Annotated in this window: 15 protein-coding genes; 6 read left to right on the forward strand and 9 right to left on the reverse strand. The window is 37.8% G+C overall.

What is annotated here, in order from left to right; all coding sequences use genetic code 11:
• Window positions 1-100: 100 nt before the first annotated feature.
• Window positions 101-1231, reverse strand: coding sequence for a hypothetical protein (locus tag KYH19_RS14705; protein ID WP_219075665.1), 1131 nt, complete (start codon window positions 1229-1231; stop codon window positions 101-103).
• Window positions 1231-1863: an AAA family ATPase gene (locus KYH19_RS14710; RefSeq protein WP_219075666.1), complete on the reverse strand. Its 633-nt coding sequence runs from the start codon at window positions 1861-1863 to the stop codon at window positions 1231-1233. Before KYH19_RS14710 ends, KYH19_RS14705 begins: the two co-directional genes overlap by 1 nt.
• Window positions 1864-1938: 75 nt before the next feature.
• Between KYH19_RS14710 and KYH19_RS14715 the strand changes: the two genes are divergently transcribed.
• The 5 genes from KYH19_RS14715 (at window position 1939) to KYH19_RS14735 (ending at window position 6336) form a co-directional block, all read left to right on the forward strand.
• Window positions 1939-2448 carry a GNAT family N-acetyltransferase gene (locus KYH19_RS14715; RefSeq protein WP_219075667.1) on the forward strand — a complete coding sequence of 170 codons (510 nt, stop codon included), beginning with the start codon at window positions 1939-1941 and terminating at the stop codon, window positions 2446-2448.
• 36 nt (window positions 2449-2484) lie between these two features.
• Window positions 2485-3369, forward strand: a complete 885-nt coding sequence (locus KYH19_RS14720) for a DUF2911 domain-containing protein (protein WP_255562429.1) — start codon at window positions 2485-2487, stop codon at window positions 3367-3369.
• A 452-nt stretch (window positions 3370-3821) separates the two neighbouring features.
• Window positions 3822-5117, forward strand: a complete 1296-nt coding sequence (gene eno, locus KYH19_RS14725; RefSeq protein ID WP_025145766.1) for a phosphopyruvate hydratase — start codon at window positions 3822-3824, stop codon at window positions 5115-5117.
• A gap of 199 nt (window positions 5118-5316) precedes the next feature.
• Complete coding sequence (locus tag KYH19_RS14730) at window positions 5317-5616, forward strand: septum formation initiator family protein (protein ID WP_029286805.1); 300 nt, start codon at window positions 5317-5319, stop codon at window positions 5614-5616.
• 105 nt (window positions 5617-5721) lie between these two features.
• The gene (locus tag KYH19_RS14735; protein ID WP_219075668.1) at window positions 5722-6336 is read left to right on the forward strand and encodes a trimeric intracellular cation channel family protein; all 615 of its coding nucleotides are present in this window, start codon (window positions 5722-5724) and stop codon (window positions 6334-6336) included.
• An 82-nt stretch (window positions 6337-6418) separates the two neighbouring features.
• Here the strand turns inward: KYH19_RS14735 and KYH19_RS14740 are convergent, their stop codons facing one another.
• The gene (locus KYH19_RS14740) at window positions 6419-8503 is read right to left on the reverse strand and encodes a hypothetical protein (RefSeq protein WP_219075669.1); all 2085 of its coding nucleotides are present in this window, start codon (window positions 8501-8503) and stop codon (window positions 6419-6421) included.
• A 256-nt stretch (window positions 8504-8759) separates the two neighbouring features.
• Between KYH19_RS14740 and KYH19_RS14745 the strand changes: the two genes are divergently transcribed.
• Window positions 8760-9494, forward strand: a complete 735-nt coding sequence (locus KYH19_RS14745; protein WP_219075670.1) for a murein L,D-transpeptidase family protein — start codon at window positions 8760-8762, stop codon at window positions 9492-9494.
• Window positions 9495-9554: 60 nt separating this feature from the next.
• On the opposite strand, the gene KYH19_RS14750 is transcribed toward KYH19_RS14745, so the two are convergent.
• The 6 genes from KYH19_RS14750 to KYH19_RS14775 form a co-directional block, all read right to left on the reverse strand.
• Window positions 9555-9827, reverse strand: a complete 273-nt coding sequence (locus KYH19_RS14750; protein WP_219075671.1) for a hypothetical protein — start codon at window positions 9825-9827, stop codon at window positions 9555-9557.
• A gap of 86 nt (window positions 9828-9913) precedes the next feature.
• A complete protein-coding gene (fabG, locus tag KYH19_RS14755; RefSeq protein WP_108198354.1) occupies window positions 9914-10657 on the reverse strand; it encodes a 3-oxoacyl-[acyl-carrier-protein] reductase in 744 nt (247 codons plus the stop codon).
• 63 nt (window positions 10658-10720) lie between these two features.
• The gene (locus tag KYH19_RS14760) at window positions 10721-11089 is read right to left on the reverse strand and encodes a VOC family protein (RefSeq protein ID WP_219075672.1); all 369 of its coding nucleotides are present in this window, start codon (window positions 11087-11089) and stop codon (window positions 10721-10723) included.
• Window positions 11090-11098: 9 nt separating this feature from the next.
• Window positions 11099-12175, reverse strand: a complete 1077-nt coding sequence (locus KYH19_RS14765; RefSeq protein ID WP_219075673.1) for an agmatine/peptidylarginine deiminase — start codon at window positions 12173-12175, stop codon at window positions 11099-11101.
• A gap of 190 nt (window positions 12176-12365) precedes the next feature.
• A complete protein-coding gene (locus KYH19_RS14770; protein ID WP_219075674.1) occupies window positions 12366-12719 on the reverse strand; it encodes a four helix bundle protein in 354 nt (117 codons plus the stop codon).
• A 215-nt stretch (window positions 12720-12934) separates the two neighbouring features.
• On the reverse strand, window positions 12935-13810 hold the full coding sequence (locus KYH19_RS14775; RefSeq protein WP_132400566.1) for a carbon-nitrogen hydrolase: 876 nt from the start codon (window positions 13808-13810) through the stop codon (window positions 12935-12937).
• Window positions 13811-14112: the final 302 nt, after the last annotated feature.

A 14112-nucleotide genomic window follows, 5' to 3' on the forward strand; every position in this document is an offset into this window, starting at 1 on the left:
CGGAGTGCAACGCAGTCGAGAACCCGAAGGCTCTGCGAAGCAAAATCTGTCTCAATAGATCTCTCCATTTCGCTGCGCTTCAGTCGAGATGACGACCATTTCAGACACCAATGTAATTATCATTCAAATAGTTCCTTCTAAACACCACCCAAGCCAAAACTATATTTATCGGAATGAGTATCAAGCCTAAGCCAAACATAATACACACATAAAAAAGGAAAAACAAGCAAAAAACGCCTATCAAAAATCCTTTAACCTGAATCCCATTCAGCAGAAGCAAACTTCTAAATAAAAGGATTGCGGAAAAAGCAAATGCAGCTAATTCGAATGAAGTTATTAAGCCAAAACGGGTAGTCATCCAACATATTTCAGGCAGTAATAAAATAAGATAATTTAGGCAGAAGCTGAAAAATACCTTGACCTTACTTAAAGGAAAATTGGGCAAAAAAGATAAATACCGATCATTAAAAATCCTTTCCTGATAGATAAGTACAACATGGGCCACCACAATACAAGAGGTAATGAGCATTAATAACCTCGAATTATCTTTAATATCGGAGAAAAGCATAAAAACGCTTGAAATTAACACCCACGAAAGCAATTTGGTTAATACATAAGCCAGTTTCGACCGGTTAAAAACCTGAAAGCTATACAATAAAAAAACAGGTTTATTCCATTTCCTACTTATCCGGATCAGCCAGTTGGATTTACTGGCTTCAATTAATTGGTTATTTTCTTTAAGACATATATAAGCACCGCTAAGAACGAGCAACAGCTGAAAGAACAGGATTCCAATAGAAATTAAGTAATAACCAAATACGATCCCAATCATAATGGCATATAAAGTATAACACCATACCGGGATAAATATATAAGCCAACACCACACACCAGTAGACAAACTGTTGTTTTTTTGAAGATGAAGTAAAACTGTAATACAAAAATTCCTGTTGAGGCAAAACAAGTTGGTTTAATACATATTTTAAGCTTTTATAAGCATATAATGCACTTGCAACAAGATAAAAAGCCATAATCAACGGATTGCTCACCAAACTAATGGTAAAGAAAAACTGCCAGAAATCAATCTGATCAGGCATTACCGTACCCAAAGTATTGATGAACAAACAATAACTGACCAACATGACGAAAACGAATACCAGCATACCTGCATGAGTCCGGTAAAATCCATCAACAAATATTTTTCTTAAAGCAATGTTAGAAAGCGGAAGCATTAAAAGTTCAGGGTTAATTTTTTATCCACGATATTAATCTGTTTAAGTCCGGGTAATTTTACCTCATCTAAAGGTTGATGAGACGACAAAAGAAAACTAATCCCATCTTCCCTATGTTTTTCGTTGATCCAACGGTATAATATTTCAAGAGATTCAGCATCGATTGTATTTAAAGGCTCATCCAGCAAAATCAATTCTGGTTTCCCCAGGAAAGCCAATACCAGCGAAAGTTTTTTGAGCATACCACTGGAATAGGAACCTAAAGGGTTGTTGATATAGCCCTGCATTCCCATTTCGGCAACCAGGATTTCCGCCTGACCAGCTCCAGCACCCTTCGCTTTTGCAAAAAGATTAATCATCTCCGCTCCGCTTAAAAATTCGGGAAATAATGGCTCGGCAGCAGCAAAATTCACCAGTTTTCTGTAGGAAACAAAATGGTTTTTTAAATAAACAGTGCCTATTGCAATATCTCCTTTAAAAGATAATATCCCTGCAATTGCTTTCAAAAAAGTACTTTTTCCAGTACCATTGCTTCCTTTTATCCAGAAAATGCCCTCAGGAAGCTTAATATTATCTATCTTTAAAACAAGATGATCGAAATAGGATTTTTCAAATTGACTGAAGTGTAGCATAAAAACATTTCATTTCTGACTTCATGTTTATCAAAAAGTTACAGGCCGCCCTCATCTTAATAAAATTCTATATCAATGCAATTAACTTTACGTCCTTATCAACCTGATGATGTTGAAAATTTGGTTAAACATGCCAATAATTTCAACATTTCTAAATACCTAACCAATAAATTCCCTTTCCCTTATGAAAAGAAGGATGGAGAAGCTTTTATTCAACTGGCTTTAAGCCACTCCCCGCTACAGATCAAAGCCATTGTGTTGAAAGGCGAAGTAATTGGATCTATCGGTGTGCATCAACTGGCCGATATTTACAGCAAAAGTGCAGAAATGGGTTATTGGATTGGTGAGGAACATTGGGGCAAAGGCATTGTTGCGCTTGCCGTGCAAGAAATGTTGAAATACGGTTTTGACACCTTCGATATTGAAAGAATTTTCGCAAGGACAACACATACTAACCTCGCTTCACAGCAGGTTTTAAAAAAATCGGGCTTTATTTTCGAGGCAGAATTAAAAGGTACCATTTTTAAAAACGGTGAATATTTTGATGAGCTGATTTTTGGATTTAGAAAAAACCAACTCAGCTAACTGCAGCATTAAAACTTTTGTTAAACCCGGAGCTTAATGCGTAAATTCGCACAAACCAAAAACAACAAAGCAATGAAATTATCGATCAAATCAATAGTGCTGTTTGTAGCACTTTTGGGTGCAGCAGATTTTGCAAATGCCCAGGAAGCCAAATTTCCACAAGCAAGTAGTGGCCAAACCATCATCCAGGATTTTGGATTAGGCAAAATAACTTTAAGCTACTCTCGCCCCAATGTAAAGGATCGCAAAATTTTTGGCGGTATGGAGCCTATGGGCGCAGTTTGGCGCAACGGTGCAAATGCAGCAACACGCATTAAATTTACTGATGCCGTTAAAATTGAAGGTAAAGATTTACCGGCTGGCGAATATGGCCTGTTCAGTATTCCGGGTAAAAACGAATGGACCATTATTTTCAACAAAATTGCCGATCAATGGGGTGCGTATGAATATAAGGAAAGTGATGATGTGCTTCGTGTAAAAGTAAAAACTATAGCTTTAAAGGATAAAGTAGAAACTTTAACCATGCAATTTTCGGCTGTTAGCGAAATATCTACAACGCTAAACATGATGTGGGAGAATAGTGCCTATAGCGTTAATATTACAACTTCTATTGATGAAAAAGTAATGGCTAATATTGCTGAAGCAATGAAAGGTGAAAAGAAACCATATTTTGCGGCTGCACAGTATTATTTTCAACATGGAAAAGATTTAAAACAAGCTTTAGCATGGATGACGGAAGCAGAAAAATCAGATCCAAAAGCGCCTTGGTTTAAGCTATGGAAAGGCCGTATCCAATTAAAAATGGGTGACAAAACCGGCGCAGCAACTACTGCACAACAAGGCATCGACGTTGCAACAGCTCAAAAGGTTGATGAATATGTACGCCTCAATTCTGAACTTTTGGCTGAAGCTAAAAAATAAATAGATTCTATTTCGGTCGGTGAGACACCGACCGATAGATACGAAAAGCCGTTAAAGTTTATTTAACGGCTTTTTTTTTGGACAGCACCTTTAGACATAGTTTTCCTATAAATTACCGAATCTAAGTAATTTAAACCTGATCCGATAGCTATCGGATGAAATGGAAAGCCCACAGCGAAGCGAGGACTTGTAATGGAAAGCAGGACCAACCCCAACAGAAGTACTCCTGCAATTGCTTTTCAAAAAAGCATGAATGTCCATGCTATAAGGATCATGAGTTTGACGACCAATATTAACTTAAAATTAACCATCCATTAACTCAAACAACTATCATAACATTAAGCCTCAAAACGCTTTATTTATTTAAAAATTATACTAACTTTGATGTTGCGCTTAGTAATTGTACTTTATACACTAAGCAGGTTAAAAAATCAATAAAAAATCAAATAAAAATGAGCATAATCGTTAATGTCCATGCCAGACAGATTCTCGATTCGAGAGGCAATCCAACAGTAGAAGTAGAAGTAGTAACAGAGGCAGGCGCTTTTGGCCGTGCAGCTGTACCAAGCGGTGCATCTACTGGACAATATGAGGCTGTTGAATTACGTGATGGTGATAAATCTACATATTTAGGTAAAGGAGTTTTAAAAGCTGTAGAAAATGTAAATACTAAAATTGCTGATGCATTAAGAGGTATTGATGTTTTTGAGCAAAATACAATTGACAAAATTATGTTAGACCTGGATGGTACCGAAAACAAAGGTAACTTAGGTGCTAATGCTATTTTAGGTGTTTCTTTGGCTGCTGCTAAAGCTGCTGCTGATGAAATCGGTCAACCATTATACCGTTACATTGGTGGTGTTAATGCAAACACTTTACCAATTCCGATGATGAACATCATTAACGGAGGTTCTCACTCTGATGCACCTATCGCTTTCCAGGAATTTATGATTATGCCGGTTGGCGCTCCATCTTTCTCTGAGGCTTTACGCTGGGGAACTGAAGTTTTCCATAGCTTGAAAAAAATTCTTCATGATAGAGGTTTATCTACTGCAGTAGGTGATGAAGGTGGTTTTGCACCAACTTTCGACGGTACTGAAGATGCAATTGAAACGGTATTAAAAGCAATTGAAACTGCTGGTTACAAACCAGGTTCTCAAATCTGTTTAGCTTTAGATTGTGCATCATCTGAATTCTACAAAGATGGTAAATACGACTATACTAAATTTGAAGGTGCTACTGGTGTAATTCGTTCAAGCGAAGAGCAGGCACAATATTTAGCTGACCTTTCTGCAAAATATCCGATTATCTCTATTGAAGATGGTATGGACGAAAATGACTGGACTGGCTGGAAAAGCTTAACCGATAAAATCGGCGACCATGTTCAATTGGTAGGTGATGATTTATTTGTAACCAACGTTACGCGTTTACAACGTGGTATTGATGAGGCTACTGCTAACTCAATCCTGGTAAAAGTAAACCAGATCGGTTCTTTAACTGAAACGATCAATGCAGTAACTTTAGCGCAAAACAGTGGTTATACTTCGGTAATGAGTCACCGTTCTGGCGAAACTGAAGATGTTACCATCGCTGATTTAGCTGTAGCATTAAATTGCGGACAGATTAAAACAGGTTCTGCATCACGTTCAGACAGGATTGCAAAATACAATCAATTATTACGTATTGAAGAAGAATTGGGTGAAAACGCACGTTTTATCGGTTCAAAATTCAAATACGCTAAAAAATAGCCCCCAAATCCCCTAAAGAGGATTTCTTTTCCTTTCCTTTAGGAGAGATGCTCTAAGGCAGAGAGGTGTTAACAAGTTGAAAAACTTATTTGCGAAACATCCGGAGATTTTAAATCTTCGGATGTTTTTATTTTAATACTATATTTGTTTGCTGGGATTTGATCTTCTCAAATCTCACATCAAAAATCTCATATCATATATGAAACGTTTAATAGATCTTTTCCGCAATAAATATTTCCTTGCTACTGTCGCTTTTGCGATGTGGATGCTATTTTTCGATAAAAACGATATGATGTCGCAGTACGAATACCGCAGTCAGGCCAATAAACTGCAGGAAGAAAAAGAATATTTTGAGAAAGAAACCGCCCAGGTTAAAAAAGATCTGAACGAACTGAATACCAACCTGAATACAGCTGAAAAATTTGCCCGCGAAAAATACTTCATGAAAAAAGATAATGAAGATGTTTTCGTAATTATCCGGGAAGAGAAGAAGGACTAGTTTTCAGTTGGCAATTTTCAGTTAAAAGTTGACAGTTTGGAGTTAACAATTAAACAATTCCCCTTCCTGTTAAACGATTAGCCATTCAAACAATTAACCAATCGAATGCTCCATATCCTTTACATTATTGCCATAACAGCCGAAGCCATGACTGCTGCACTTTCTGCCGGCAGACGTGATATGGATTGGGTTGGTGTTTGTATTATTGCCTGGGTTACGGCATTAGGCGGTGGAACGGTTAGAAATGTATTATTCGGCCATTACCCGATGAGCTGGGTAGAACATCCGGAATATTTGGTAATTACCGCAGCAGCGGCTTTATTGGCAGCATTTATCGCCTCTATTATGACTAAACTCAAAAAGCTTTTTCTTTACCTTGATGCTTTGGGTTTAGTGGTGTTTACTATCATTGGTTGTCAGGTAGCGCAGCAAATCCATTTGCCTTATTTAATTGTATTGTTTAGCGGAATGATTACCGGTTGTGCAGGCGGCGTACTACGTGACGTGCTCTGCAATGAAGTACCATTTCTTTTTAGAAAAGAAATTTATGCGAGTGCAGCGATAGTTACCGGCGCCATTTATATCGGTATAGAACATTTTCATGGAAGTGAGATGTTGGCGACCATTTCGGCTGCTATTGTTGGATTAACGTTAAGATTACTTTCTATCCGCTTCGAATGGCACATGCCAAAGTTCGTTTACAGGGATGAATGGCACTAGGAAGGTAAAATGGGAGATGGATGATGGAAGAGGGGGTAAATTGGCTACATCATCCATCTTACATTACTACATTTTACATCAACTAAAGTTCTCCATTTCTTTTCCTTAAAAACCACTCTGTACCCAATAAGATCAGCACTAAGCCAAATAGCCATTTCATACTAATGAGTTCATCATACTTGCGGTCTTCGTAGCTAATGGTTTTAATGTTCTCGTTTTTAGCAATCTCGTCAGCTATTTTAAGCAGGTTTTCGGGCATAAACAACTTGCCATTGCTTTGTTTAGATATTGTATTTAAAAGCTGGTGATTGGCTGTTGTCTGCTGAAATTCTGCAATCAGTGCATTTACATAGAAACTACCAGAGGCTGTGAATTTCTTTCCTCCCAATTCCACATTAGCCAGATAAGAATAATTACCAGCTGACATACTCCCGGCATCTAACTGATAGCCATTTTCTGTTTTAGAAAAAATATAATTAAACAGTTTGCCTGCCTCATTCTTAACCTGAAGTTTAACTTCCGGCTCATTTACAGGCTGGTAGCTATCGTTATAAAGCGTGCCGTTAAATTGGATGGCTTCATTTTCATCGTAGGCAGACTTTGAAGTAAATAACTTAAACCTTCGCTTATCATCCTTAACCGATAGGTATTGAACCGTTTTTGAAATCAGATCATTTAAAACCGATTGATTACTTTCATTTTCAGCCTCCGAAAGTTTCCATCGCCATAGCCCCTCTCCCATCAGATAACCAGCCTTTAAGCCCTTTTCATTTGCAAAGAACAATAATGGTTGCTGGGTACTCACTTTACCAATACGTTGATTAAAAACGGGTGTTGCGCCTGCGTTAACGGTCAGCCTTCCAAATGGACCAAGCAAAGGATCGAAAGCCGAAAACTGTTTTTTATCTTCTTCCGTGAGATTAAAACTGGTAAAACCATTGGCAAAATCAGCATATACCTCCTGAACAGAACCGTTGGCTGAACTCAGATTCACCTGATTCTGGATCTGGTTGAAGGTATTAATATTGCTCTGAGCGCCCAAAATGTACCAGACAGGCTTCTTCAAACCGGCCAATTTCTTTAAAAAAACGGATGAGATATTTTGAATATCGGGTAGCTGATACAAAACAATTAAATCGAATTTGGATGGATCTGTTGCGTTTAAATCATCTGCCAAGGCAAGTTTAGCTTCGTAATGTTTATTGAGTGAAATAGCTTCTTTTAACACACCCAAATCGGGATGTGGTGCAACCGCTGCAAGCAATACTTTCTGCCTGCCATCAATCACCTCCACATAAAAAGTCTGAACGTTATTTCGTGTAGTGATTTCATTTTTTAACGCACCCAATTGAACAGTATATTTCTGAACGCCAATTTTACCTGCATGGATCTTAACAGGAACCGTTTTAACAAAAGAATTACCACTGATAGGTATGTTTTGCTCTTCAATCTTTGCTCCATTCTGACTAACAGTTAAAGTCGAATTTTCGCCATTGCTTTGAAAGGCCTGAACTTGAACTTCGATCGTGAAATCATCATCCAGGTACACTATGTTATTGTAATTCACATTCGAAATCAGTACATCCCGCTTCGGGATACTATCTCCCAGGGCAATGGTATAAACCGGCGCATTGATCTGATTGATGCTGTATAGCGGATTTCCACCATGATTGAAAATACCATCAGTAGCTAAAATTATAGCACCAACATTCCTATTGGTATATTCATCCCTAACTTTTTGAAAAAAAGCAGAGGCATCGGTCAATTTACCCTGATTTTTAAAATCGAAACCATCGGCTACCTGATCGCCAAAGTGAAGCGTTTTCACCTCGTATTTGTCTGATAGTTTATCTTGTAAAGCTTTAAGATGCTGTTCGTATAATTTTTGGTCGAAACCTGCTGCCTTGACCTGACCAATAGAAAGAGAATTATCTTGCCCGATAATGACTACCGGTTTATCTAAGGTATAATTTAATGTTTTGATGAGGGGAGCAAATATTAACCATGTAATGGTGGTTACTGCGATAATCCGCAATGCTGTTAAACCATACTGAAGTTTTTTATCTAAATTTTTGTTGCCGCGATACAACAACCAGGCATACAATACGCCCAGTGCCAGGCAACCGAGAAAAAACAAAATAGATGTACCAGAAAAAAAACTGTTCATAATTCATAAAGATGGTAATTTTGAGGAAATTTTCAAGGTTATTAATTATAAAGAATTTATGCCAAGACTAAAAAACATCCATTTGTTTAACCACTAAGTGCACTGAGTTTTACACTGAGGATCACAAAGTACCTAAACCTTTTTAGGCACCTAACTCTGTGTACTTCGTGCCTTTTCTCTATGACCTTTGTGGTAAAAAAAGAGAACGCTTTACGCTCTGTGGTTAATTACCTATTTTTAAACCAAATCAATCCTTATGAAAATAATCTGTCTAACATTTCTGCTATCTCTAAGCCTTATGGTGAATGCCCAAAATAATTTTAAAGCCACTCAAATTAAATTTGAAAGAGTAGAAAAAGCATACAGCGAAAAATGGGAAACATTGAAAAAATTTGTCCAGGCTGGTGGTTATGGAGATAAATTCACGATGGTGATCAATGCCTATAAAACGGAAGGCAAACTTGAAGTATGGTTAAAGAATAATTCGGCTAAAACCTATTCTTTATTCAGAACTTACGATTTTTGTGCGCATTCTGGCACCATTGGCCCAAAAGTGATTGAAGGAGATGGACAAACACCAGAAGGTTTTTATTACATTAATGTTTTTAACCCGATGAGTAATTTCCACCTATCACTGGGTGTAAACTATCCAAATACAGTTGATTATGCAAGAACCGGAAAGGATAGAAAACCTGGAAGTGATATTTACATCCATGGCAATTGTGTAACCGTAGGCTGTATTCCTTTAACCGACGAAAAAATTAAAGAAGTGTATGTATTGGGTGTTGAAGCCAGAAATGCGGGTCAGGAAAGGATTCCTGTTAACCTCTATCCTTTCAAAATGACGGACGGAAATATGAAGAAATATAGTACTCAATTCCCAACGCAGGCAAACTTTTGGAAATCGTTACAAGCCGCGTATTTAGCTTTCGAAAAGAATAAAACGCAACCGAAAGTTAGTGAGGTAAAAGGGAAATATGTTGTAAAATAGTTAAAAGGTTGAAAAGGTGCAATGTTCTGCTCGCAAAACCTTGCAACCTTCCAATAATCGCTATTTCTTTTTAGTCTTCTGTTTTCTTTGATAAAAAAGCAAACCGGTAAAAGGAACCCCAAAAAGAAGTATGACATCAATAGCACAAGCAAAGAAATTGAACCAATGGCGTGTAGTAGGTTCAGGAAACCGCTTTCCGCCTAAATATTCATAAAAAACAAAAGGGAAACCAATCACATTATTACCATCGGCTGCACTATTGAATGCGGCGGTAATACCGAGTATTACAATCAAAGTACAGGCACTAATCAGAATTATTTTACTTAGGGTCATGGTTATCTTAAATAAAAAAATCTGCCAGAAAACTCAGTTACTGGCAGATTTTCGCTTTTATCTTTGGTCTTTAAGCTTTTTGCTAATTACAGCATCCCACCGCAAACAGACAAGGTTTGTCCGGTCACGTAAGCGCTCATATCTGAAGCTAGGAACACACAAACATTGGCAATATCTTCAGTCTCACCGGCACGTTTTAACGGAATATCTTTTTCCCATCCTTCAACTACTTTCGGATCGAGAATATCTGTCATTTCGGTACGGATAAATCCTGGTGCAACCACGTTGGCACGGATATTTCTCGAACCTAATTCTTTTGCGATTGATTTGGTAAAACCGATGATTCCGGCTTTAGAAGCAGCATAATTGGCCTGACCAGCATTACCCGTAGTGCCCACAATGGAACCCATATTGATAAAAACGCCTTTACGGGCTTTCATCATTATTTTAGAAGCTGCCTTGGTTACGTTGAAGATTGATTTTAAGTTGATATTAATCACATCATCCCAGTTTTCTTCGCTCATGCGCATCAATAAACCATCTTTAGTAATGCCCGCATTATTCACTACGATATCAATAGTACCAAATTCGGCTACGATATCATTGATCAATTGTTCAGCTTCAGCAAATTTAGAAGCATCAGAACGGTAACCTTTAACTTTTGTTCCGAAGCTTTGTAATTCCTGCTCTAAAGCCTCACCTTTTTCTACTGATGATAAATATGTAAAAGCTACATTAGCGCCCTGTTCGGCAAATTTCTCCGCTATTTTCCGGCCGATTCCTTTAGATGCGCCTGTAATTAATGCTGTTTTTCCTTCTAATAATTTCATTATGAAATGTTGTAAAGTTGAAATATTTTAATGTTGTAAAGTTATAATTTAAAGCATAAAAGATTATGCTTTTTTCTGGCTAAGCTGAAAAATGTTCCCCTCTATGTCCTCTCCATCGCAAAAAAGAAAATCAATGCCTTCAAAAGATTTGATATCTTTCATTTTTGCACCACTTTCTATAAGTCGTTTTTGAAGCTCTTCAATATCTTCTTCAATACTAAAAACTAGTTTCACATTACTTTCTGCACGAAAAGAATCCTCATTTCTGAATGATTCCCCAATCCGATGAAAAGCAATTTCGATGACGCCCGCGTTGAAAACCAGCCACTCGTTTTCAATTTCTTCTATTAACGAAAAATTAAAAACGGACTGATAAAAAACTTTCAGGGCACCAATATCATTACCAAATAAAATTATTCTGCTCAGTTTCATATCAATAAATTATAACGCCGGTTCCTGCTGACTTAAACAATGAAAACTTCCCAATCCCCAAATAATATCGACTGAGTTGATTCCAATCACTTTGCGATCAGGGAAACAGCCCTGGATAATATCTAAAGCTTTTTGGTCGTTTACATCATCAAAAATTGGTACAATTACAGCTGCATTAGCAATGTAAAAGTTCGCATAAGATGCAGGCAAACGGGTATCTTCATGAATTACTGGTGATGGCATCGGCAGTTCTACAATATTTAACGAGCGACCATCTTTCAGCTTCATGGCTTTTAAGGCCTCCAGATTCTCTTGTAACAAGATATAATTTTCATCAAGCGGATTGCTTTCTACAACCGTTAAAACCGTATCCTCGTTCACAAATCGCGTAATATCATCAATATGGCCATCGGTATCATCACCTACAATTCCATCGCCCAACCATAAAACCTGCTCCTGTCCGTAATATTCGAGCAAATACTTTTCGATCTGCTCTTTGGTTAAATGCGGATTACGGTTTTCATTCAACAAACAAGCTGTGGTGGTTAAAACCGTACCTGCGCCGTTAAACTCTACCGAACCACCTTCCATTACAATATCTGGCGTAAATAAAGGGAGATTGAAATGTCTGGCAATCTTTGTCGGAATTACATCATCCAGGTCAAATGGAGGATATTTTCCACCCCAGGCATTGTAACCCCAATCTACAACAGCCTTTTCATTTCCTTTTAGCAAAAATGCTGGACCGTGATCGCGGCACCAGGCATCATTGGTTTCATTGAAATAAAATTCAACCTGACTTAAATCTGCATCTACTTTCGTTAATTCAGAAATAGCAAAAGCCTTCATTTCTTCATCCTTAACATTAATACGGACCTTTTCGCCTTCGGCAAAAGCTTTGATAAATTGGCAATATGGTTCGTAAATAGTCTCGATTTTATCTGGCCAAGAGGCTTCTTTATGCGGCCAGCTTAACCAGGTTGCCTCATGTTTAGCCCACTCGGCGGGAAAAGCAAAACCTTGCTGCTTTGGCGAATAATCGAATTGATTGATATTTAAATCTTTTTTAGGAGGAAAGTTTGACATAGTTTTTAAAGTCCGAAAGTCGGGTGTCCGAAGTCCGATGATTTAGTGTGTTAATAAAGTCCGAAGTCGGATATCCGAGGTCGGATTATTTTGTCTTTTAGTTTTTTAAAGTTTCGAAATGTGGCCGCCGAAGCCAGATGATTTAGTGTATTCATAAATCGCCAGTATCGTCGGTCTTCTTACACCCGACTCAATTCAGCGATTTGATTAAAGCAGAAATCATGATCAAAATTTCTTCGCAGGATTGATAATGTTTCTGAAATATTTCCTCTGTAATGTAGCCTCTTCTTATTGCCAAGTGTAAACAGTTCACAACTTCTATATCAGAACGCAAAGAATATCTTAAAAATCTACAAAATTCAGGGTTACTTTGACCTGTACTTCCTTCGGCAATATTCATTGAAATCGAATCGGCAGCACGCTTAACCTGTGATGTTAAAATATAAATCTCTTCCTTTGGAAAAGTTTTTGTCATTTTATCAATCTCATCAGCTAAGTCTAAAGCCTTTTGCCAAACCTTGAGTTTTTCAAATTTGAATGCCATTTTAGTCTGAGATTAGAGGTCCGATGTCATAGTCTATATTATACCACAACAAATTACAACTTCTTACAGTCCAATCCAAACCTTTAAGATTTTCTTACTGAATACAAATCTCTTTTACCCTATATCCAGCCCTTCAAATTATAGCATTGGAAATTTTAGCACTTTGCTTGTATGCTCTTTGGCCTCCATCTTCGGTCTCCCGACCTCCGACTTTTTTAATCCCCATCAATATATCTTTTTGTAATCGGTTGGTAAGAATCAATTCTTCTATCCCTTAAAAAAGGCCAGTGTTTACGGAAGAAATCAGATTCTGATAAATCTAATTCTACCACTTCGGTTTCTTCCTGATCGTGCGAGCCTAAGTAAAGTAATTTGCCCTGTGCGTTCGTAGCGAAACTTCCTCCCCAGAATTTCATGGCGCCATCTTGCTCAAAACCAACGCGGTTTACACTTACCACCGGTACACCGTTCGCCACTGCATGTGAGCGTTGAATGGTTTGCCAGGCGTTGTATTGATCTTGATTGGTTTCTTCATCCTGATCAGTCGCCCAACCAATTGCAGTTGGATAGAACATAATATCGGCACCCATTAAGGCTGTAATACGCGAAGCTTCAGGATACCACTGATCCCAACAGATCAGAATACCGATTTTAGCAAATTTGGTTTCGAAAACCTTATAGCCTAAATCGCCTGGGGTAAAGTAAAATTTTTCGTAGAAAGCAGGATCATCAGGAATATGCATTTTGCGGTATTTCCCTAAATATGAACCATCAGCATCTAAAACAGCGGTGGTATTGTGATACAAACCTTCAGCACGTTTCTCAAACAATGAAGCGATAATTACCACACCCAATTCTTTAGCTACCACCTGCAATGCATCCGTAGAAGGACCAGGAATAGCTTCTGCCAGGTCAAAATTGTCGTAATCTTCAACATCGCAGAAATATAAAGAAGTAAAAAGCTCCTGCAGACACACAATCTGCGCACCTTTTGCAGCCGCTTCCCTTACTTTCGCAATCGCTTTATCTAAATTTTCTTGCTTATCTTTAGTACAACTCATTTGCACTAAGCCAACTTTTACTTTCTTCATTTCTTAAAATTATTGGATGAGAGAATGGTAGAATGAATGAATTTCACACCATTCAACCATTAAAAATTCAGTCATTCTAAATTAGGTTGCAAAGTTACTAAAAAGGTTTAAGGTATAAAGGTTGAGGGTGTAAGGTTTGTATAAAAAATGACTATAATTGAAAGTATTATTAATAAATCCAAAAGAAAAATCGTCATCTCGACTGAAGCAACGCGGAGTGGAGAGATCTATCTGGACAGATTTAGCTTCGCTGAGCACTCCGTGGTTCTCGACTGCGTTGCACTCCGCACGAAATGACGGTA

Source organism: Pedobacter sp. D749 (assembly GCF_019317285.1).
Taxonomy (GTDB): Bacteria; Bacteroidota; Bacteroidia; order Sphingobacteriales; family Sphingobacteriaceae; genus Pedobacter.